This window comes from Hyunsoonleella aquatilis (genome assembly GCF_014270105.1).
GTDB classification, from domain to species: Bacteria; Bacteroidota; Bacteroidia; order Flavobacteriales; family Flavobacteriaceae; genus Jejuia; species Jejuia aquatilis.
Genome location: NZ_JACNMF010000003.1, coordinates 225627 through 246894, shown reverse-complemented (window position 1 = coordinate 246894; position 21268 = coordinate 225627). Strand labels below are relative to the sequence as shown.

11 protein-coding genes are annotated in these 21268 nt (G+C 37.3%); 1 reads left to right on the top strand and 10 read right to left on the bottom strand.

The genetic code is table 11. From position 1 onward, the window contains the following. Positions 1-12: 12 nt before the first annotated feature. From H7U19_RS09805 to H7U19_RS09795, 3 genes are all read right to left on the bottom strand, one after another. Positions 13-2175 carry a beta-xylosidase gene (locus tag H7U19_RS09805; RefSeq protein WP_186561849.1) on the bottom strand — a complete coding sequence of 721 codons (2163 nt, stop codon included), beginning with the start codon at positions 2173-2175 and terminating at the stop codon, positions 13-15. 141 nt (positions 2176-2316) lie between these two features. Then, positions 2317-3924, bottom strand: coding sequence for a RagB/SusD family nutrient uptake outer membrane protein (locus H7U19_RS09800; protein WP_186561847.1), 1608 nt, complete (start codon positions 3922-3924; stop codon positions 2317-2319). A 12-nt stretch (positions 3925-3936) separates the two neighbouring features. Continuing rightward, entirely contained in the window at positions 3937-7002 is a 3066-nt protein-coding gene (locus H7U19_RS09795; RefSeq protein WP_186561845.1) for a SusC/RagA family TonB-linked outer membrane protein, read from the bottom strand. A 232-nt stretch (positions 7003-7234) separates the two neighbouring features. On the opposite strand from H7U19_RS09795, the gene H7U19_RS09790 reads away from it, so the two are divergent. Continuing rightward, the gene (locus H7U19_RS09790; RefSeq protein WP_186561843.1) at positions 7235-8113 is read left to right on the top strand and encodes a hypothetical protein; all 879 of its coding nucleotides are present in this window, start codon (positions 7235-7237) and stop codon (positions 8111-8113) included. A gap of 108 nt (positions 8114-8221) precedes the next feature. Here H7U19_RS09790 and H7U19_RS09785 read toward each other — a convergent pair whose 3' ends face one another. From H7U19_RS09785 to H7U19_RS09755, 7 genes are all read right to left on the bottom strand, one after another. Continuing rightward, positions 8222-11182, bottom strand: a complete 2961-nt coding sequence (locus H7U19_RS09785) for a carbohydrate-binding protein (protein ID WP_186561841.1) — start codon at positions 11180-11182, stop codon at positions 8222-8224. 176 nt (positions 11183-11358) lie between these two features. Then, positions 11359-12780, bottom strand: coding sequence for a cellulase family glycosylhydrolase (locus H7U19_RS09780; protein WP_186561839.1), 1422 nt, complete (start codon positions 12778-12780; stop codon positions 11359-11361). A gap of 21 nt (positions 12781-12801) precedes the next feature. Then, positions 12802-14496, bottom strand: a complete 1695-nt coding sequence (locus H7U19_RS09775) for a GH39 family glycosyl hydrolase (protein WP_246454754.1) — start codon at positions 14494-14496, stop codon at positions 12802-12804. 165 nt (positions 14497-14661) lie between these two features. Then, positions 14662-15435 carry a 3-keto-disaccharide hydrolase gene (locus H7U19_RS09770; RefSeq protein WP_186561835.1) on the bottom strand — a complete coding sequence of 258 codons (774 nt, stop codon included), beginning with the start codon at positions 15433-15435 and terminating at the stop codon, positions 14662-14664. A 10-nt stretch (positions 15436-15445) separates the two neighbouring features. Further along, a complete protein-coding gene (locus H7U19_RS09765; protein WP_186561833.1) occupies positions 15446-17038 on the bottom strand; it encodes a sulfatase in 1593 nt (530 codons plus the stop codon). A 14-nt stretch (positions 17039-17052) separates the two neighbouring features. Further along, entirely contained in the window at positions 17053-19908 is a 2856-nt protein-coding gene (locus H7U19_RS09760) for an alpha-L-rhamnosidase (RefSeq protein ID WP_186561831.1), read from the bottom strand. A gap of 122 nt (positions 19909-20030) precedes the next feature. After that, the gene (locus H7U19_RS09755) at positions 20031-21254 is read right to left on the bottom strand and encodes a mandelate racemase/muconate lactonizing enzyme family protein (protein WP_186561829.1); all 1224 of its coding nucleotides are present in this window, start codon (positions 21252-21254) and stop codon (positions 20031-20033) included. Positions 21255-21268 lie beyond the last annotated feature (14 nt).

The following is a 21268-nucleotide window of genomic DNA, read 5'->3' as shown; positions in this document are numbered from 1 at the left end:
TTTCAACACCCTTTATTTCACTGTTAATATAGCAGTTTTCAAATCTTTATTCGCAGAGGAAGCCCCAACTGAAATGGTAAAAGTTCCGGGTTCAACCACTTTTTTCATTTCTTGGTTCAAAATATTCAATTCGTCAAAGCCCAAATTAAAGCTTACGGTTTTTGTTTCGCCGGGTTTTAAGGTGATACGTTCGAAGCCTTTTAATAGTTTTAAATAGCGCCCAACCGAGGCATAATCATCACGAACATACATTTGCACCACCTCATCACCTTCTCTATCTCCGGTATTGGTAATGTCCACTGAAATAGTTGTGGAACCATCTACCGGAATTGTCTTGTTTTCAAGTTTTGGGATACCATATTCAAAAGTGGTGTAACTTAAACCATGACCAAATGGAAATAATGGTGATTTATCAGCATCTTTAAATAAGCCTTTGCCCGAACCTATAAAATCTGGACGTTCTAAATACGTTACAGGAACCTGCCCTACAGATCTTGGAAAAGATACTGTAAGCTTACCTCCTGGATTCACATCACCAAAAATTGCATCTGCAATAGCATCTCCAGAACGCATACCTAAATACCATGTTTCTAAAATTGATGGAATATTTTCGGCAACATAGTTGATTGATAGTGGCCTACCATTAATTAACACAGCAACAACAGGTTTACCTGTTTTATGGATTGCTTTTACCAACTCTTGCTGCACACCATATAAGTCCAAATCGGCTCTATCTACACCTTCACCACAAGTTTTTCTAGACCCACCAATTACTAAAACAACTGCATCAGACTTTTTGGCTGCTGCAATTGCCGCTGGAAAACCTTCTTTAGAATTACTTAATAAATCACAACCTTTTGCATAATTAATTTTTACTTTATCTCCAACTTTAGCTTTTATTCCATCTAAAGCAGAAACATAAAATGGTGGTAAACCAGAATACCCTCCTAATAAAGAATACGTTCCTTTTGCAGGTCTTTCTTCATGAGCATTTGGACCAATTACAGCTAACGATTTAATTTTAGAAATATCTAAAGGCAAAACATTATTATCATTCTTTAATAAAATGATTGCTTTTTTGGCCATTTCATAAGAAAACTCTTGATGTTCTTTTCTACCTGCATATACCGTTTTTGTGTCAATCTCTTTTGGTGCTGTATCAAATAAACCCAATTGATATTTTGCGGTTAAAATACGAGATGTTGCTTTGTCAATATACTTTTCCAATTCAGGGTTCTTTGTTATTGTATCCTTCAACACTTTAGTATTATATGCCGCTAACTTCTCAATCTTTCCAATCACTAAGTCCATATCAACTCCGGCTTTTAATCCTAAAATTGCTGACTTAGTTCTGGTTTCAGCAATAAAATGCATGGTTCCTAACCTCGCAATATCGTTATTATCAGAAACAATTAAACCGTCAAAACCTAATTCATCTCTTAAAATATCCTTAAGTAACCACGTGTTCATATGGTTTGGAACTCCATTATAATCTTGATGACCTGGCATGAGAGAGCCAATTTTTGCTTCTTTTATAGCTGCCTCAAAAGGTGGTAAATAAACTTCTCTTAATCTACGTTCAGACATATCACTAAAACCTCCGTTAATTCCACGTCGGTTTTCAGGATATCCAATAAAGTGCTTCGCTGTTGCCAGCACATGATTCTCATCAAATCGCTCCTCACCCATACCTTGTAAACCTTGAATAAATGCAACACCCATTCTAGATACCAAATAAGGGTCTTCGCCATACGATTCTTCAACTCTACCATATCTTGGATCTCCAGAAATAACATCTAAATTAGGTGAATAGCAATGTGTAACACCCAAAGCACGTGCCTCTAATGCTGTTTGAGAAGCCATTTTTTTGACTAACTCAGGTTGCCAGGTAGAAGCCGCAGCAATAGCTTGGGGATACACCGTTGTATTACCATAATAATCAAGAACAAGCCATAATCCATGAAGAGCTTCCCCGTATTTCATATAAGGAATACCAAGCCTTTCATTGGCCGGAGCATCCTGAGTCATTTCTGCAATCTTTTCATCTAAAGTCATTTGACTTAGAAGCTCTTCAACCTTCTTATTTATCGAGTCTTTATCAGATTCTTTTTCTTCTGACTTACAACTAATTAAAAAGGTAAGAATTAAAATTACGGGTAAAAAGCAATGTTTCATTTTTAGTCTAGATTATTTAAGCCACTAATCTAATACAAATTTGGATTAATCATATCCTGAACTCTCATGTGTTTCATAAAAAAGACCGAAAACTTTCGTCTTCGGCCTTTTCAACTAAACAACTAAAAAACTAACTTAATATTAATTTCCTGATCGATATCCATTATTAGTTGGATCTGATTCCAATAGTGCTGGATTGCTTATGATTTCTTGTAAAGGAATCGGCAATTTTACATGCCAAGGTTCTATATTCGCCGCAGGTGTCCAGAAGCGGTATTCTAGATCTTCAACAACATCAAATAAAATACCCCATCTTATCAGGTCATATCTTCTCCAAGCTTCTCCGGCTAACTCCCATTTGCGCTCGTCATAAATAGCTTCTCTGAACTGTTGTTGAGTTAAACCAAGTATTTCTTCGGCTTCTGCAACGGTAGCATAAGCACGCTCTCTAATTGGCCTAATATACTCGAAGGCAGTATCTGGATTTCCACCAGGACGCTCATTCTCACATTCAGCGGCCATCAAATGCACATCAGCCATACGGAACACCAGTCTGTTGTCAGAATGGTTGAAACGTGGTGACGTTGCCAAGTCCAAATTCATAAACTTAGGCATATACGTATGATTCAATTGAATACCTTCGTACATGTCGTTAACATTTAGAGGTCTTCTTAAATCATTCATTGGGAACTTCTCAGCAAAATCTTTTGATGCTATTTGAAGTCCAGTACCATTAAACGACTCTCCATTGGCAGCCAAAGCATCCTTTAAAGGTTCTAAATCTTCAGCATTTTGCGGCTCATCTCTTAAACGTGGATTAAACATACTTGGTCTCCAGTTTCCATTGGAATCTCTTGCAAAATTAGGTAAGTTCCCATCAGCATCTTGAACACCAAGTTCGAACTGCCCTATAATGTCTTTGGCAAAATCTAAAGACCAAATAATTTCAGCGTTGTATTCATTATTAGGGTCAAACACTTCAGCATATGTTGGCAATAAAGAATGTGGCGATTGATTAATAATCTCTAGACATTTATCCAGACCTTCTTGCCATTTTTGCTGTTGCATAAGAATTTTTGCCTCAATCAAGGCAGCTGCCCATTTTGAAGCTCTTCCTGCATCATCACCAGTATAAGAATCTTTAAGGTTTGCTTGTGCAAATTCTAAATCCTCTAAAACACCTTCTATTATTATGGCTTCATCTGTTCTTCCCAAAGAACTAATCTCTTCAAGCGTAAGAACCTCTGTATAATAAGGCGCATCACCCCAAAGATTTGTAATATGCCAATAACATAAAGCTCTAACAAACCTTGCATCCGCAATAAAGTCTGTTCTGGCTTCTTGCAAAATAGCTTCATTATCTGCAATTCTATTAATTAAAATATTTGTATTTAAGATAACCCTGTATAGGTCTTTCCAAGTATCCGACACACTCATTTTTTGAGTAGATACGTCCGCAGATGCTTCCGTCAGAGAATAATTACCCATAGGCTCAAAGAAACCTGCTTGCCTATTAGGTTCTATAATGTCGGCTCCGTTGTCGTAAAATACATCTAATCCAACTTGTCCGTAAATGGAATTATTCTTTAAAATGGCATAGTACCCTGTTCTAAATGCCTCAGCCTCCGTTGCAGATGTTAAAAATGTTTCTGGAGAGATAAGTGCTCTTGGTTCTTCTTCCAAAAATTTCTCACAGGCAAAACATGAGAAAATAATGAAGACGTATAAAAATATGCGTTTTGTTTTCATAATTTATTTTTTTTAAAATGTTAAGTTAAGGCCAAGTGTTAAAACACGTGGGTTTGGATATGACCCATTATGATAACCTTGGGCTATATTACCTATTCCGTCTCTTCCAAATCTACTAGCTTCTGGATCAATCAACCTAAAATCTGAAAATAATAATAAATTATTTCCTGAAAAATAAATAGTGGCATTTTTAATCCCATCTAATCCCCAGTCACTAGTTGGCACATTATAAGCTAATCTTAATGTTTTAAGACGTACATGCGAGCCATCTTCAACGTATTCGGAGTTTGGAGGTGTACCTGTTACAGTATCTTGTCCAGCTCTTGGTATATCAGATGTTTCATTAACACCTTCTATCCATCGGTTTGCTAAATCAGCATATTTAGTAGTTTCACCACGGTTAAAATAATTATTACGCATGGTTAAATTAAATACTTCATTTCCTGTAGTCCCTTGAAAGTAAAAGGATAAATCCCAATTCTTGTAAGAGAAATTATTTTCAAATCCAAAAATTAAATCTGGCGTGGGATCCCCTAACACCACGTAATCATCTTGCGAAATTCTACCATCTGGTACCCCATTCGGCCCGCTTATGTCTTCAAATCTTGCACCTCCTACAATGGCATTATCAAGAAATCCTGAATCATCAATTTCTTGTTGACTTTTCCACGTTCCTAAATATCTAGCACCTGTATATACAGGAACAGGTTGACCAACAATTAAACGTGTATTACCTGACCCTAGAATTTCATCGACTACTACTTCTTGAAATTGTGCCCCACCTAAATCTAATACCTTATTTCTATTAGCAGATAATGTTACCGTAGAGCTCCAGCTAAAGTTTGCGTTACTAACATTAGTAGAATTAACAAGTAATTCCCACCCTTGATTTTCTAAAGAACCAATATTTTGCAATTGACTTGTGAAACCAGTTTGTCTAGGAATCGTTACATCTAACAATAGGTCATCTGTTTGCTTATAGTAATAATTTAGCTCCGTAAACACTTTACCCCCAAAAAAGGATGCTTCTAAGGCAATATCATAAGAACTTGTGGTTTCCCACTTTAAATTAGGGTTGGCTGGTCTACCTACCGTTAAACCTATTAATTCATTACCTCCTAAAGTTGTATTTGCCTCTGTTAGAAGACCAAATGTTCTGTATGCTTCAATGGCTTGGTTTCCCGATTTACCCCAACTTGCTCTTAATTTCAAATCTTGGAACACATTCTGATTTTGCATAAAAGACTCTTCTGAAATTTTCCAAGCACCTGCTATAGAAGGATAAAACTCATATTTGTTACCTGGAGCAAAACGAGAACTACCATCTGACCTGCCTACTAAAGTCAACAGGTATTTATCTTTAAAAGCATAGTTTATCCTTCCGAAGAAAGAGGCGATTTGGAACCCATCATAATCACTTCTGATTACAGACCTAGCGGGATCAGAAAAACCTAAATTGTTAAACCCAGCGGCATCACTAAAAATACCTAATGCTTCCGCAAAAGCTGTCTCCGTCTCTACCTTTTGAAAAGAAGCACCGGCAAGTGCCGTTATACTATGATCTTCATTTACATCGAATTGGTATTGAATCGTATTTTCATTATTCCAACCAATACTAGATATTGTTTCAACACTAGCAAACCCACCATTAAACACATCTATTGCAAGATTACTTGGTGCTTGACTGGAAAAAAATCTATTTTGCTTAGAATTATTGATTTCTGGGCTAAATGTTGAACGGATAATTAAATTTTCTATTGGACTATACTCTAAATAAGCAGTTGCCAACAAATTATTACTCAGTGTTTCATTTGTATTTTGCTCAAGGGCAGCTATCGGATTAGTAAATGGCGCCCCTACAACTTCATTAAATCCATTATAGGTTCCATCGTCATTAAAAATAGGCTGTGTGGGAAGCGTGCCAAAAGCACTTCCAAAGCCAACTACACCATTTTGCCTGTTAATTCTAGAGTAATTTATTCTAAAGCCAGCCTTTATCTTTTCACTTAATGTATAGTCTAAATTAGACCTAAAAATAAACTTTTCAATACCAGAACTTTTAATAATACCTTCTTGATTAAAATAGCTCAAAGAATTGTAGTAATTAAGGTTTTCTGTTGATCCGGAAATAGAGACATCTGCACTATAAATAGGTGCGGTATCCATTAAAAGATCAAACCAATCGTTGTCAGGATAGGTTGATGGATCGTTTGGAAATGGCTCTGTAACCCCTCTAAATCTTGCACTTTCGTTAGTATATGCTATTTGCTCCCTCTGAGAAAGCATATCTGGTAGTTCTGGAACACTTTGTAAACTTGTATAAAGGTTTACTGATACCTCTGGCTTTCCTGTTCCTGCGCCTTTACCATTTTTTGTAGTCACTAACACTACACCATTGGCACCTCTAGACCCATAAATAGCAATAGACGAAGCATCTTTTAAGATTTCAATAGATTTAATGTCATTACTGTTTATATTATTCAGGTTGAAGTTAGTCCCTACTACAATACCATCAATAACCCAAAGTGGCTCGTTACTTCCTGTGATGGAATTACCACCTCTTACTCTAATTACAGTACCCGCACCTGGCGCACCATTAACCTGTGTTACCTGAACACCAGAAGCTCTACCTTGTAGCGCTTGATCCACCCTAGAAACCGGAACTGCAGTAATATCCTCAGCACTCACCGAAGATACAGATCCAGTTAAATCCGACTTTCGTTGCGTACCATAGCCAATTACTACCACTTCATCCAAAGCATTGTCCTGCTCTAGTGTTACGTTAACTACGGTTTGATTACCAACTGGCACCTCCTTTGTAGAATAACCTACATAAGAAAAAACAAGAGTGTTGGATGCTTCGGCATTAATGGTGTAATTACCGTCAAAGTCAGTACTAGTTCCTGTAGTTGTTCCTTTTACCAAAACGGTTGCTCCCGGGAGGGGCTGGCCATCCGCAGAAACAGTTCCGGATACGGTTTGGGCAAAGGACATTGCCGCAAACGCAAAGAACAAAATGATGCTCAACTTAGCCTTTCTAAGATAGAGCGTCTCATTTAGTTTAGTTTTTAATTTCATAAAATTTGAAGTTTAAATTAGTTAATTTTTCGTTTTCTAAAGTATTTCTTAAAATTTTAACACGTATCCTGCACTTCCCGTTCTGGGCTGTGCTGTATCATCATTTAAAACATATTTTACCAGAAACAGGACACCACAGGTCAAAATAATTGACGGTATGGCTTAGTTTTATAACTTATGAAGTGCCAATGCTTTATGGATATCAAAAATATAAATCTTTATATGTTAAAAAATGAATAGGACATCATCATTATTATTACTTTTTATGTTAGTTTCTTTTGGTAGCCCGGTTTGGGGCCAAACTATAAACCCACCCAAAGGAAGAATAGCCGTTGTTGCGGATGGCAATTCTCCGGACCCAGATGATTTGGGAGGTACTGCAGTAACTATTGCCTTATTGCGCGCCAGTGGCTTAGAGGACAGATTGGTACATTATTCGCATAGTTGTGATTTGGTAAGGGATGATCGCATTTCTAAACAGGCCGAAAAAGAACGACACCATTTAATGCAGGTAGCCTGTGATATGATCGCACGACGCTGGGGAGGATTTGGAAATTTAACATTTTATGATGCCATGTGGCAAAAAGAAGCTACCATTGACGATTTGTGTTGGGCCATAAATGCCTCTACTGCCGACGACCCTTTATGGATTATTGAAGCCGGGGAACCAGATATTATTGGTATGGCATTGCAAAAAACGCCAAAGGAAAAACACAAATTTGTTAAAGTAGTGACCCACCATCCTGCTAACGATAACGCAGGCGATTTTTACACTTGGCAACAAATATTGGATTTTGGTATTGAAGAAGTACGTATCCCTGACCAGAATATCAATTTAAAGTTAGACCACGAAAAATGGGATTGGGCAAAAAATCATGCCGACCCGCGCATACGATTAATTTGGACTATCGGGAACCTCGCTGAAGTTGACAATATCGTTAATTTCCAAAAAGGAAAATGGGACTGTTCTGATGCAGGTATGGTATTATATTGGATTTCTGGTGCTAACGTGAACGACGGCTTGGAGGCTGGCGGTATGGAAGTAGTAAAAGCGCTTCTTGAAAGTTACATTGAGCGTCATCCAGAGCCTTCCAAAAAGAAGAAAAAATAATTTCATAAAGATTGAGCTTAGCTCATATTGAATTATTAACAAAAATAAAAAAGGCCATGATTGTATAACGCTATCATGGCCTTTTTTTCTTTTGTATAAGACTAGTTACTAATTGTAAAGCAACTTTTTAATTATTCCTTCATCTGTCCGTAAAATATATATCCCTTTGGAGTATTTTGAGATATCCACGGTATGCCCATTGCCTTGGGCTATTTTTCTTCCTAACAATGAATACACTGTCCATATTTTAGGTTTACTTAAATTAAATCTTCCATCACTGCTGGGTATTGGGTACACTTTGAAGTCGTTATTAAATCCAAATTCGTCAACACTTAAACTTCCCAGTCGGTTTAAAGTGACATAGTCATACCTAGGACCTGCACCACCACTCGGGATTTTTAACTCCAAAACCCAAAGTCCACTTTCCAAATCAAATTCATCCGATGTGTAATCCTGAAAATCACCACCTCCGGTAATTTGTCTAATTCCATCAGCTGTTGAGCCATTTGGGGCAGAAAACAACAATTCCGATGATGACAAATCTTTTGGCAATAGGTAGGCCTGAAAAGGTTTTGAATTACTGGAAAAGGTGGCATAATTTACCAACATTTCGTAGCGTCCGCTTTCTGTGACGTTTATGGTATATCTTGTATATTCGTTACCGCTTACCCCTGTTGTTACAAATCCTGTACCGCCTAATGCAATATCAACGTCATCGCCCGTTTCGGTACGATAGGCACCCCCGGAATTGCCTACGGAAGAATCAAAAAACGCCAATCCTGAACCTCCTAAATCGTAATCCTCAGTTTGAATAACCCCGGGAACTAAATGGGCTGTTCCTGAAAACGGCCTTGTTGGATAATTTGTGCTTGTCACTATAATTGTGCTTTCCTTAGTTCTGCCTCTATCATCTGTCAAAACTAATTTTAAATTATAGGTACCTTCAACAATATTTTCTAGTAGCGAATCATTTTGTCCAGAATATCCCCATGTGAACGGCGCCGAGGCAACACTTCGCACCAAAACGTCATTTACAAAAAGTTCCATACTGGCAATGTTCTCGGGTGCGCTGGTTGTAGAAGCTTCAACCTCAATAGAATTCCCTGGTTCAATATTGTCCAAATCATTCGGCGTTACAAACATTGGTGCTTCTATAATTGGAACCGCCAACACATTGATCTTATCTAAATTAAATCCCCCGTTCTGCACATTGAGTTTCAACTCATGCAAGCCTTTTGTTAATGGGATAGTTAATCTAGTAGCGGTTTGAAAATCGGTAGCACCTGCCGTTTGTGGCAATGAAAAGTTATCGAAAACAACAACATCGTCAATCTCTATACTCACCAAAGCTCCTGCAGTTGCAGAGGCGTAAACAAACTCAAAATCGTAATCATCGGTGTTTAAAACATTGACATCATATTTTAACCATTCGCCATTTTGGGTATCGCCAACGTAAGTGATACCGGTATCCGTCCCCACATCTACTCCATCGGTATCAATGCCTGGACTCAATGTATTGTCGGCAGTTGTATCTGAAAAGCCAACGCCTTCACCTCCGTCTTTATAATCTTCGGCCTCAATTGTACCAGCAATTAAGTGTATGGACTCGTCAAAATAAATTTCTGAAATTTTACTTACCGATAGTGGCGGTAATGTAATTGTACCAGTTCCTTCCTTAACCAATTGCAACGGATCCGTAAAATAATCTATCGGATCTACTTCACCCAAATTATCAAATATCAGTGCCTCGTGCTTAAAAGATCTGGAATACACCACATCATCAAACTTTAATTCAAAAGTGACAGGTTTGTCCGTAAGGTTTACGGCTACCACTTTAGTTTCACCAAATTCATTGGTAGTTGCTCTGGCATTTACTGCATTTACAGAGCCTCGCGAAACCGTTAATTGTGCAGAAGACGTGACGGTACCATTCAACAAGGTAGCATCTCTAAATACATCCTGAATGATTTCATAAGTGGACAGATAGCCTCTTTTTTGTAGTGGGTACACAGGTTCTCTATTGCTCCCAACCACCACCATGGCATTTAAAACCCGATTAAAACTAAACCAGTTGGCGCGTTCATAAATATCTTGGTTTTCAGCCATAAACATAAATACGTCTGCCAATCCAAGGCAAGCCCCCCCATGAACATTGTCACCTGCAGAAACGCCCCACTCGGTTAACCAAACCGGTTTTCCAGGAGCAAAAGTCCGTACCCAATTTACATCCTCGGCCAGTTCTAATTTTGAAGTCAATAAAGCTGAGTAAGCATTGTTACTTTCTCCAGGCACATCAGGATCTGACCCCATATATTTGTGAATGGTAATGGCATCGAAAAAGCTACCGTCGCCTTTTACCGTATTATTATATCCTTCATGAGTTCTTCTCCAACTTAAAGGCAATGATAATTTAATATCAGGAAATTCGGCCTTAAGTGCACCAGAAACCTCTGAAGCGGCCGATAAATACATTTCTGGAGTTTCAGTTCTTAATGAACGTTGTCCCCTCCAAAAATGTTCATTTCCTAATTCTATTGCTTTAACTTCCAAACCTAAACCTATATCTTTTTGAGCCCTGGCCACACTGCTAGCACCATCGTCAAAATTGATGGAGTAAGTCCACATCATATCATAACCCTCTCCTCCTGTTCTATTCTTTTTTTGCGTGTTTAATTCTGCAATACCATCAATATCTCCGGTGATACAGCACACGAAAGTTTGTAATGCTTCCTCATGGTCTCTATTATCGAAGGCATCGTCTTGATAGCCATCGGTTTGCCATTGGTAAAAATTGGCCCAAACCCCATGAGGGAAACGAATAGTTACGGGATCCACAAGGTTTATAAAATCTTTTTGAAGTTGGGTGTCAAACCCTTGAATATTATAGCCTATTATTTTGTTATTGAATGGCTCCGTATCATCCGTATCCACGTTTAAGGAGGCAGTTATATCATTCGGCAGAGTAAACGGATATTCCTGTCCGTAGGATTTTGAACAGCAGGCGAATACAAATATTAAAAGAATTACTCCTCTAAATGATTGTAATCTGCATCTAGTATTCTGAGCCATAGCTATAATTTTTGCTGAAATTAAACCAGAATTCACTAAAAGATATCCTGAACTATACTGCCTTGCAACAAAAATTCGATAAATAGCTCATTTAATCGTTCCGACTAAATTATGGTGGTTTTTCTTCACATAGAAGCCTTATATGTTTCTGACAAACAAGAGCCTATCTTAAAAGTCTAATCCTTCTTGAAGTTTCGAATACCGGGTACGATTCGAAAACTCATATTTTCTTGTGATTCAGGCCATTTTAATATAAATAGCTTTTGCGTTTTTTCATCCCAAATAAAGTTAGAAATATCAAACCGTTCTGGAGCTTTATAAACTTCCAACCCAACATTTTTTATGGGATTATGGTACAACACGACCTCATCGTCGATTAAAACCGAAAAACCATCAGGATAGTGTCTATTGGCTCCAATAAAAATTTTGGAAGCACCCTGTTTATTATTTGGTTTGAAGTTGACATTTAAAGTTCTAGTAGCATGATTGAAAAAGAAGGACCGAATATCACCTGCCACGGTTTGCGGAAATGGCCTTGAGATTACATCTGTTATATATTTGCGCTCAACAGTTCCTGCATCGGTACTATCGCTAAAAATTGCCCAAGTTGAGGGACCTCCTGCCAAAAAATGTTGCATACTTCGGTTACCCAAAAACCATGCTTTAATAGAGCCTACACCCATTCTATCAAAAACCTCGGCAGTTTTGATGTAAAGCTCCCTGTATTCCAATTGCCCTAACCTACCACTTATTAAGGTATCCGTTTTAGCAAATGTTGGAAAACCCCATTCCCCAATGAGAATTGGAGCGTTTAACAGATCGGATTCCCTATCAAAACGATCCATGACGGGTTTTATAAAATCAATTTTACTTTGATAAATATGAGGTGCAAACACAACATTTTTACGGTTTATAGGCGCAGTAATTTCAGCATACTGATTATTATCGATGCCTTCCCCTTTATTCATAAAAATGGATTGAATCAAAATCTTTTTATCGGCATTTATTTTCTGACTTTCATCAATAATTTTTTGATATAGCGGAATTAAGTACTTTTTTGTCAACTGATTGTACGAAATATCCATGGTGAGTTTTCGTGGTTCGTTTACCACATCATATCCTACAACCGCTTTATTATTGGCGTATCGCTCCCAGATGACTTTCCATGCATCAATGTAAGTTTCGTATTCATTTTTTTTGTTAAGCCAAAAATCTTCCCATATAAAGGCATCAACGCCGTACACGGTCATTTTAAATACCGTTTTGATGTCGTGGTGCTTTCCTAAAGCCACGAGGGTGTCCAGTTTTTTTAAATAGTTGGGTTCAAGTTTTCCACCTGGAAATTCGCTTAGCTTTCCAAGTTCTAAACGAATGACTTGATAGTTTGCCCCCATTCTTACCATACGGGCATAGTCGTCGCTATTGAAAAATACCTCGCCTTTATGGTCGTTTGTATTTACTACAAAACCACGTGGAATAACATGTCTGCCCAAATCGTCACGAAGTCCGTGTTTAATTTGGCTAAAAAGGGTTAACGTGCATAAGCTAAAAAACAGAAAAAGAACTACTTTTTCTGTTTGGATTTTTGTTTGTTGCATTTTCAAAAGTTAGTTTGGTTTCTATTCTGGAATGAGTTCTATCAATTTGACACCATGAGCCTCTAAATCAACCTTGAGTATCAAACTTCCATTTCTTTTACCGACAAGAGAATCTGTCATGGTTTGAGGTAATCTTGCCAAATCTGTGTATTTAGATAAATTGGCGTTTAGCACATTTTTCCAACCATCTTCAAACCTATCAGAAGGCCTGTTACCATAAATTCGTCCATCAGTTTTTTCACTTACACCTGCATTTCTTACATCTTTATATAGCTCGCGCATCATAACACCATGGTTTTTGTCCACCGTCCATTCATTCATTTTCCACGTTGTTCCACTGGCAATCACACCACCTTCCAATTTAGGATATATGGTACGTGTTGCTGTACTCGTTCTTGATGGATTGTGGTTGTAAACCAACAAATAAACGATGTCGCCTTTTACTACTGGTATAACCCCAGCGTAACCGTTTAAATTATCTACGGCATCCAGCCTATTACCATCCTCCATTTTTTGCAACATACGCATCACATTTTTTCTGGCTTGAGGCAAATCACTGTCTTCTATCTCCATACCCCAGTCATAAACTTCACTAATTCTGTATTCATTAACCATATCTGCTACGGTTGCATACCAACTGGCGCCAAGTTCGGTTGCATCTGATAAACTTAAGCCTCTTACATTATTATCACCACGAAGCACACCAAACTCTTGAATATCCAATGGAATGTCTGAAAATTTAGGAATACTGTTCAATTTGTCTCTATATTGTCGAATTTTGTCTGGAAGCGATACCGTATTTCGACTTACTCTCTCGTAGTAAGAGATTGAAAAGAAATCCATTTTTGTTCCCATTTCCCCTGTTGCATAGTTTGTTCCTGTTGCACAATGATCAATTAACTCTGTTGTAAATTTTGCTGCACTAGACTCAGTTAGCATATTACCTGGCCCTATAATTGCATCAGGAATTACTTTTAAAACCTCATCAACTGTAATATCATAGTGCTTAAAGTAATCTTCCATGGTTCCATTCCAGTGGTTGGGTGTATAATTGGGTTCCGTACTTACTCTAAACCGCCATGTTTTTACTTCATTTATTCCAAACTCGTTTACAAGTGCAGTTAAGAACGCATTTACGTATTGCCTCCAATGGTCGTAATTATCCGGAGGACTTGTATTTCCGTAAGTATTTACCACTTTGTTTTCAACCATTTCCCAAGGCACTTTACTAAGTACAATTCTTGGTTTAAAACCAGTACTCATAAAATCGCGCATATTAGTAAGTAAATCGCTAAAATCTGTGATAATATTACCCGAGGCATCCACACCCTGATAAAACATATTTCGGTTATCTGTTCTACCCCCCATAGTTCTAACTAGATTATAGCTTTTTACATAATCTTTTATGGGGATTATTGAGTTTCTAAAACCAGAGGCACTAAAACGCGTTTGGTTAATCATGGGGCGTGTTGACCAGAAATTATGAAATGGCGCAACCACAGCACCTGTATTAATTGTTACCAACTGGTTAGGATCAACATCACTTTCATCTATACCTCCAGGTTCTTGTGGGTTTTCAGGTTCTTCGGGCTCTTCAGGGTCAACCGGATCAGGTTTTTCCATAATAACTTCTTGAACATCTTCTGCCTTTGAGCACGAGTAGAATATGGTAAATGCACAAAGAAGTAGAACTATTCCAAACTTTCTTTTTCTCATAGTTTTCATCTTTTTAAAGAATATTTTAAGCAATACATCTCAAAGTTCAATATTTATAGAGCAGAAAACTATTATCTGTCTTGCATTAACTAAATAATTTACGCAAAATTTAAGTGAATTTAGAAAATTGATACCTGTATATGCCTCAAAACCAGTATGTCAATTTTATTTCAAAACCTTCAGCTTTATATCTTTGTATTCAATTTTCATGGGAGGCCCAACATGAACCTGCACACCAATATATCCTTTTAAAGACCTGTTTATTGTATCTAAATCGGTTACTTCGCTCATTAAAACGCCATTCACAAAATGTTGCATTTTATTTCCGTTTACCTTTAGGTGAACCCTATTCCAGTCGTTTGATTTAATGTACGATTTTAATTGTGGTATTGTTTCCAAAGATTCCACAACCTTTCTTGTTTGCCAGCAGTTCTTTTTTACGTTTCTACGAAGGTTAGTTTTAGGAATGCTATCGGGCATCTGCGGAATGTTTACCTTTTCCCCCATATAAGCCAATGTGGTACGCTTTTTTTCTTCGTAATTCTGACCTGTATATTTATTTTTACCATCAATATCGCACTGATAGCCTCTTAAAGCAAAAGGCACACCTTCAATAATTTCGCTTCTGTAATTGACACCGCTGTTTCCAGATTCTGAAACTCTATATTCCAGTTTTAATTCAAAATTTTCAGGTTGCTCTTTTTGGTAAATGATAAATGAATTGCGTTTTAAAATAGTCTCTGGAGTAACTTCGCCTACTAATATGCCATTTTCAACACGCCAGTATGTTGGGTCTCCTTCCCAGCCCTCTAAGTTTTCACCATTAAAAATTGAAATAAATTCATTTTTATTATCGTCTTTCTTTTTGGATTTTGTTCCGCAAGCAACGAGAACACCAACCAATAAAACACTTAAATAAGAAATATAAATACCTTTCATCACTTAAAAATTAATCAACGGTTATCTGACTTCCCCACCAGTTTTTGTTGGGTTTAAAATCTGGAGATAATACTTCCAGCCTTTGTTTTTCTAAATTTGGCAATTTTTCGTTTACAAGCTTTTGCAAACGTATTTTTCGTTTATCTGGATTAAATTCTGCATCCGTGGTTGGATATTGTGCATTTACTTCCTTTAACCAAGTCAGTAATTGATCGCTTAAATTTTTGGCGATTTCTGGGTGTTGAGCAACTACATTCTGATTATCCTTTTCTTTGGATGGGAGTTTAAAAAGTTCCTCACGCCCATCTTCCCAATAATGAATGAGTTTCCAGCCATCTTTTTGAATGATTGAAGAGGGTTCACCTCCTTGATTTCCATAATGTGGATAGTGCCAAAATAATGGCCTGTTTGCATCTATATCTTTGCCTTCAAGCAGGGGTTTTAAGCTCATACCATCAATATGCTGTTCTTGTTTTAGTGGCAGATTTGCTAAATCTAAAAGAGTAGGATATAAATCCGTACTCACCACTGGCACAGCAGAGAACTTTATATTTCTTAACCAAGGCACTTTAATAAAAAACGGTTCTTTTATACCCCCTTCCCATTGATAACCTTTACCTCCCCGCAAAGGTAAATTACTGGTAGCATAATGGTCTCCCGATGCTACCCCTCCATTATCTGAGGTAAATACAACAATGGTATTATCGTCAAGACCGTTGTCTTTTAATGCTTTTAAAACGATGCCCACAGCATCATCCATAGTTTCTACCAAACCACCGTAAATGGGATTATCCTGTACTGTGCGAATGGGCAATACACGTTCCATTTGGTATCCCGTTTTTGCAATACCCAAACTATCGGCTTTGTTTCTGTATTTATCCCATTTGGTTTTTGTAGTTTGAATGGGTGCATGCACCGCATAAAAGGATAAAAAGGCAAAAAATGTAGTGTCTTTATGTTTGGATATAAAATCTGCCGTTTCATTGGCTAAACGCAAGGTTAAATTTTCTCCTTTTTGCTTGTTGGGCAATTTTGGATTGTTCCAAGGTGAAAAAAAACCACCTCTTGGAGAACCGGCATCAATGCCCGCAATATTAATATCGAAGCCATGATCTTCAGGATGCGAACCTATGCCTCCTAAATGCCATTTTCCTGCAAAAAAAGTTTTATAGCCTTGCTCCTTAAAAGCTTCGGCTATGGTAATGTCGTCCTTAGGTAATTGCATCACATAATTGGCTGGTAATAATTCATCATGACGGTTTCTTGAGCGCCACGCCTCTCCCGCTTTTGCACCAATCCAATCGGTAATACCATGGCGTGCGGTAAATTTCCCTGTCATAATGCTTGCTCTTGAAGGACTACAAACCCTGCTAGAGGCGTAACCATTGGTAAACATCACACCTTCGGTTGCCAGTATATCTACGTTGGGCGTTTCGTAAAAGGTACTACCCGTAACGCCTAAATCGTGATAGCCCAAATCGTCAACTAAAATAAATAGGATGTTTGGCTTTTTAGATGGTAAAACTGATCGAGAGTTATCATTTTTACAGCTAAGCCCAATCATAACAACTAGGGATAACAATAGTGATTTTACATATTTCATTCCCTAAAACTAAACTAACTTTTTATATATTCTATTTGATAATTGCCTGAACCCAGGGTTGTAACTCCTTTCGATATTTCAATTGCATTATTTTGTTTAAATGCTGAAATAGTTTTGCCATTTATTTTTAAGCTTTCAAGCTCTGATGGGGTGAGGACAATTTTAGCTTTTGTATTAAATGGCACTTTAAGGTTCATATTAAACATGTTCTCTTTTAACGTCCATTTATTGGCGATAGTTCCGTACGGCGTTGGCACTTCCACCGATGTACTTGTTATTTGAGATGGGAACTGCGGATTTACAATAAACTCTTTAAAACCTGTTTTTTCGGTAGATGTTTGAATTCCACCTAAACTCTCATAAAAATAAGTAGCAAAACCTGTATGCATCGGGTGATTCAAGGAATTGGTTGGACCTTCCATCTCCTCCCATACGAACTGACGTTCTGGCCATGTGGTAAAGCCAGAATTCATAACATAAGCTTGACTTGGAAAATCAGGTGTGGTTAGAATATCATAAGCTAAATCTGCTTTTCCATATTTAGACAATACCGTGTAAATGTATCTGTTTCCATGGATACCCGTAGAGTGATGTCCGCCTTTAACTTCAACAATATTATGCACCAATCCGTTTACCACAGTTTCAATTTCATATTCTGGGACAATTCCAAATTGTAATGCTTGAACAGTAGCAGTCTGACTTTGATACCATTTGTGATTTGTTTCTGGAATGTCAACCAAAAATTCTTTGTTAAATGCGGTTTTTAATGCTTCTTTTTCTTGCTTCATTTTTACTTCATAATCTGCATCATTGTTCATTTTAGCAAATCGCTCCATAATCCCTAACACATCATAAAAATAGGCGTTTGCCGAAATTATGGGGTCGCATTCCATAGCACTTGGATTGAGTCTTCTATCCCAACGTGGCGGACACCAATCGCCCATACCGTCTTGCATAATACCGTTCTCGCCTTTAAAGTTTAAGTAGAAATCCGTTAAACCTTTCATAGCATCATAATATTCTAATACAATGGCATCATCTCCATAAAACTTGTAATTATACCATGGTAAATACATGGTAGCTATTCCCCAATCTATTTTTGCATAAGTAGAAGTACGTTTCCCTGGAGCAATCATGGTAGGCACCGGATATTTTAATTCAGGATTATTATGTCCCTTTGTTGGTCGCATTTGCGTGCGGATATCTTCCATATATTTTTTATAGAAATCGTACATATCGTAGTTATACAATGCATACTCACAAAATGCGTGTGCATCACCTAACCAACCGCATTTTTCCCGATGTGGACAATCTTCTGGGATACCGTGAATGTTATCGACAATCGTCCATTTACTAATGCTATGCATTTTATTAAACAGTTCATCAGATGATGTAAAACTGCCTTTTTCTTGGATATCTGTTGCTACTAAAACCGCCTTTATCATATTGGCGTCTGGCTTTGTTGAAACGCCTTTTACTTTCGCAAACCTAAAACCGTGATAACTAAATTTTGGTTCCCAAGACTCCAAACCATCTCCTTTACAGATGTACTCGTACAATTGAGGCATACCATTAGCGCCACCACCAGTAGAACCTGGGTAAATATCGCTTCCATCGGTTAACAAGGCTTCTGTGGTAATCACTTCAATAAGCTGTCCTTCTTTTTCCTTTACATTTAACTTAATCCAACCCGCAATGTTTTGTCCAAAATCTACAATCCATTCTCCATCAGAACCTTTAAACACCTTTTGAGGTTCAAACTCTTGAAGTTTCTTAATTGGTGGAATTTGACTCACACTTATTTTTTTAACCTTTGGTAAAGCTTCCTTGGCATGTCCCCATTCTGAATCGTTGTAATCCACCGTAGCCCAATCACCAATTTCAAACCGAGCATCATAGGTATCACCACCATAAATATTATTAAATACGATTGGCCCTGTAGCTTCTTTCCAACTTTTGTCTGTATAAAAACCTTTAGTTGAACCATCGGTATATGTTAGTTTTACCAAACAGCGCACTGTTGGTGGTCCAAAAGCCAAATCTCTATCGGACTCGGGGTCATTTTTCCAAGAAATATTTTGCCCATAAAACCCATTTCCTAAGTTGATTCCGAAGGCATTTTTACCTGACTTTAAATCATCTGTAATATCGTAATTTACATAATAGGCTTGCTTATCATAGTTTGATGGTGCAGGGTCCAACACATGGTCGCCCACCTTTTCTCCATTTAAAAATAGTTCGTAATAGCCCAAACCGCAAATGTAAACTTGAGCATTACCAATGTTCTTTTCAACATTAAACTCTTTTCTAAAATAACTTGCAGGAAAACCTGCTACAGGCATTGGTTCATCCATTCGCCCTGTTTTATAATCTCTAAAGCGATGTTCTGAAGTTCTAGTATCTTTGTTTAGTGTAATCCATTTGGCGTCTCCCCAATTACTTTCATTCAATAATCCCATTTTAAAGGTTTGCACATCAGACCAATTGGAAGATGCTTCATTTTCATCCCAAATTTTCACTTTCCAATGGTACTTTTCCAGAGCTTCAAGCGCTTCTCCTTCAAAATTTACATAAGTAGACTGGTTACTTATTACTTTTGAAGAATTCCATATATCGGCGTCATTTTCATTTAGTTTTTCTTCTGAAGAGGCAACCAGAATATGATATGCGGATTGGGATTTATCAAAACCATTACTATTTACAATCCAAGAGAAAGTAGGCTGAAGACTTTCTATCGTTTTTGGATTTTGCTTTGAATTGACTAATAATGTTTCAAAAGACAAAGAAGATTTAGAAGTTGAAACTCGTTGACAAGATATTCCTAAAAATACCAATAAAAGGATAAAAAAAATGGATTGACTTTTTTTCATTTTAACGAAATTGCTTTTACAAATAAATACTGGTGAAAGTAGTGAAGTGTTCTTTAAGAAATATCCTGTACTCTCACGGAAATCACATTTTAATTTAAGAAAGATGATGAGAATTAAATAATTTAGACCTCGATATACCGTTTACAAATGCGCTTTAGTTGCTTTTCATCAAGCTCTAATCCAAAACCCGATTTTGAATCGAGAGTAAAATAGCCATCATTTCTTTTGGTTGTTGCCGATTTTAAAACACATGCTAAATAGTCTTTTGAATCTTCTTCTTTCTCAATAGCCTCAACCCAAGTGGCTCCGGCTCCAATAGCTATTTGTTGCCACGCGGTACATGCAGGTCCTACCAAACTATCATCACCTATCATTACTTTTGCACCAATATCATGTACCTTTTTTGCCAATAAAGATGTATGATGAAAACTTCCCATTGTAGAAGGATGTAAGTTGATAATTCTCCCCATACCTTTTTGGAGTTTATTTACACCATTCCAAGCTGGACGCATGGGCGCATCTGGAATTAAGTCTAAATCTCCTGTCATTTTTTGGAGTGTAATCCATTGGTCTGTGCTTAAAGGTGCAGGGTCTTCTATAGCGTTAAGTCCATTCTCTTTGAAAGTATTCAATATCTCAGCCAGTTCTTCAAGCGATTTCCATTTCTTATACCCTTTATTGACATCAGAAATCACTACTGCATCATCACCTAAAACCTCGCGAATAATTCGCAATAACTTCAAGTCAACCTCAACATCACCATACATTTTAAATTTCATGTGATGCCCAAGATTCTGTTCAAGACTTTTTTCGGCTTCTTCACGCACTTTGTTTTCATCTTTATGCAGAATACAATACAAGCCAGGTACTGCTCCTTTTTCATGTAAATCCAATAATTCTATTGAAGGCTTATTTTGCAAACGACCGGCCAAATCGAGCAAACCCATGTCCATTAATTCTAAATATTTAAAAGATGTTTTTGATCCTTTAACTTGTTGGGATTGCAATAACTTTTGCGCTTCTAAAACACTTAAGCCTTTAAATTGTTTTACATATTGTACCCAAGGACTCAAATCGACGTCGGGATTATTTCTAGAAGCAGGAATTTCGGACCAGCCATAGTAATCGCCTACACTAATTTTCATGAATATATGCTGACGATTTAACCATGTACCAAAGGAAAAATAGCGTGGGATATTGATATTGTATTGGTAAAATTCAATTTTTGTGATTTTCTCAGTCAATACGTCTTTATCACTGATACAAGATGATAATAAAGGATAGGATAAACTGAATAACCCAACACTTGAGATACCTTTTATAAAATTTCGACGGTTTGTTTTCATTTCACTAATTTAGT

What these genes read in the sequence shown, in the direction of transcription:
- H7U19_RS09805 (WP_186561849.1), bottom strand. Translation starts at nt 2,175, where the DNA reads ATGAAACATTGCTTTTTACCCGTAATTTTAATTCTTACCTTTTTAATT.
- H7U19_RS09800 (WP_186561847.1), bottom strand. Translation starts at nt 3,924, where the DNA reads ATGAAAACAAAACGCATATTTTTATACGTCTTCATTATTTTCTCATGT.
- H7U19_RS09795 (WP_186561845.1), bottom strand. Translation starts at nt 7,002, where the DNA reads ATGAAATTAAAAACTAAACTAAATGAGACGCTCTATCTTAGAAAGGCT.
- H7U19_RS09790 (WP_186561843.1), top strand. Translation starts at nt 7,235, where the DNA reads ATGAATAGGACATCATCATTATTATTACTTTTTATGTTAGTTTCTTTT.
- H7U19_RS09785 (WP_186561841.1), bottom strand. Translation starts at nt 11,182, where the DNA reads ATGGCTCAGAATACTAGATGCAGATTACAATCATTTAGAGGAGTAATT.
- H7U19_RS09780 (WP_186561839.1), bottom strand. Translation starts at nt 12,780, where the DNA reads ATGCAACAAACAAAAATCCAAACAGAAAAAGTAGTTCTTTTTCTGTTT.
- H7U19_RS09775 (WP_246454754.1), bottom strand. Translation starts at nt 14,496, where the DNA reads ATGAGAAAAAGAAAGTTTGGAATAGTTCTACTTCTTTGTGCATTTACC.
- H7U19_RS09770 (WP_186561835.1), bottom strand. Translation starts at nt 15,435, where the DNA reads ATGAAAGGTATTTATATTTCTTATTTAAGTGTTTTATTGGTTGGTGTT.
- H7U19_RS09765 (WP_186561833.1), bottom strand. Translation starts at nt 17,038, where the DNA reads ATGAAATATGTAAAATCACTATTGTTATCCCTAGTTGTTATGATTGGG.
- H7U19_RS09760 (WP_186561831.1), bottom strand. Translation starts at nt 19,908, where the DNA reads ATGAAAAAAAGTCAATCCATTTTTTTTATCCTTTTATTGGTATTTTTA.
- H7U19_RS09755 (WP_186561829.1), bottom strand. Translation starts at nt 21,254, where the DNA reads ATGAAAACAAACCGTCGAAATTTTATAAAAGGTATCTCAAGTGTTGGG.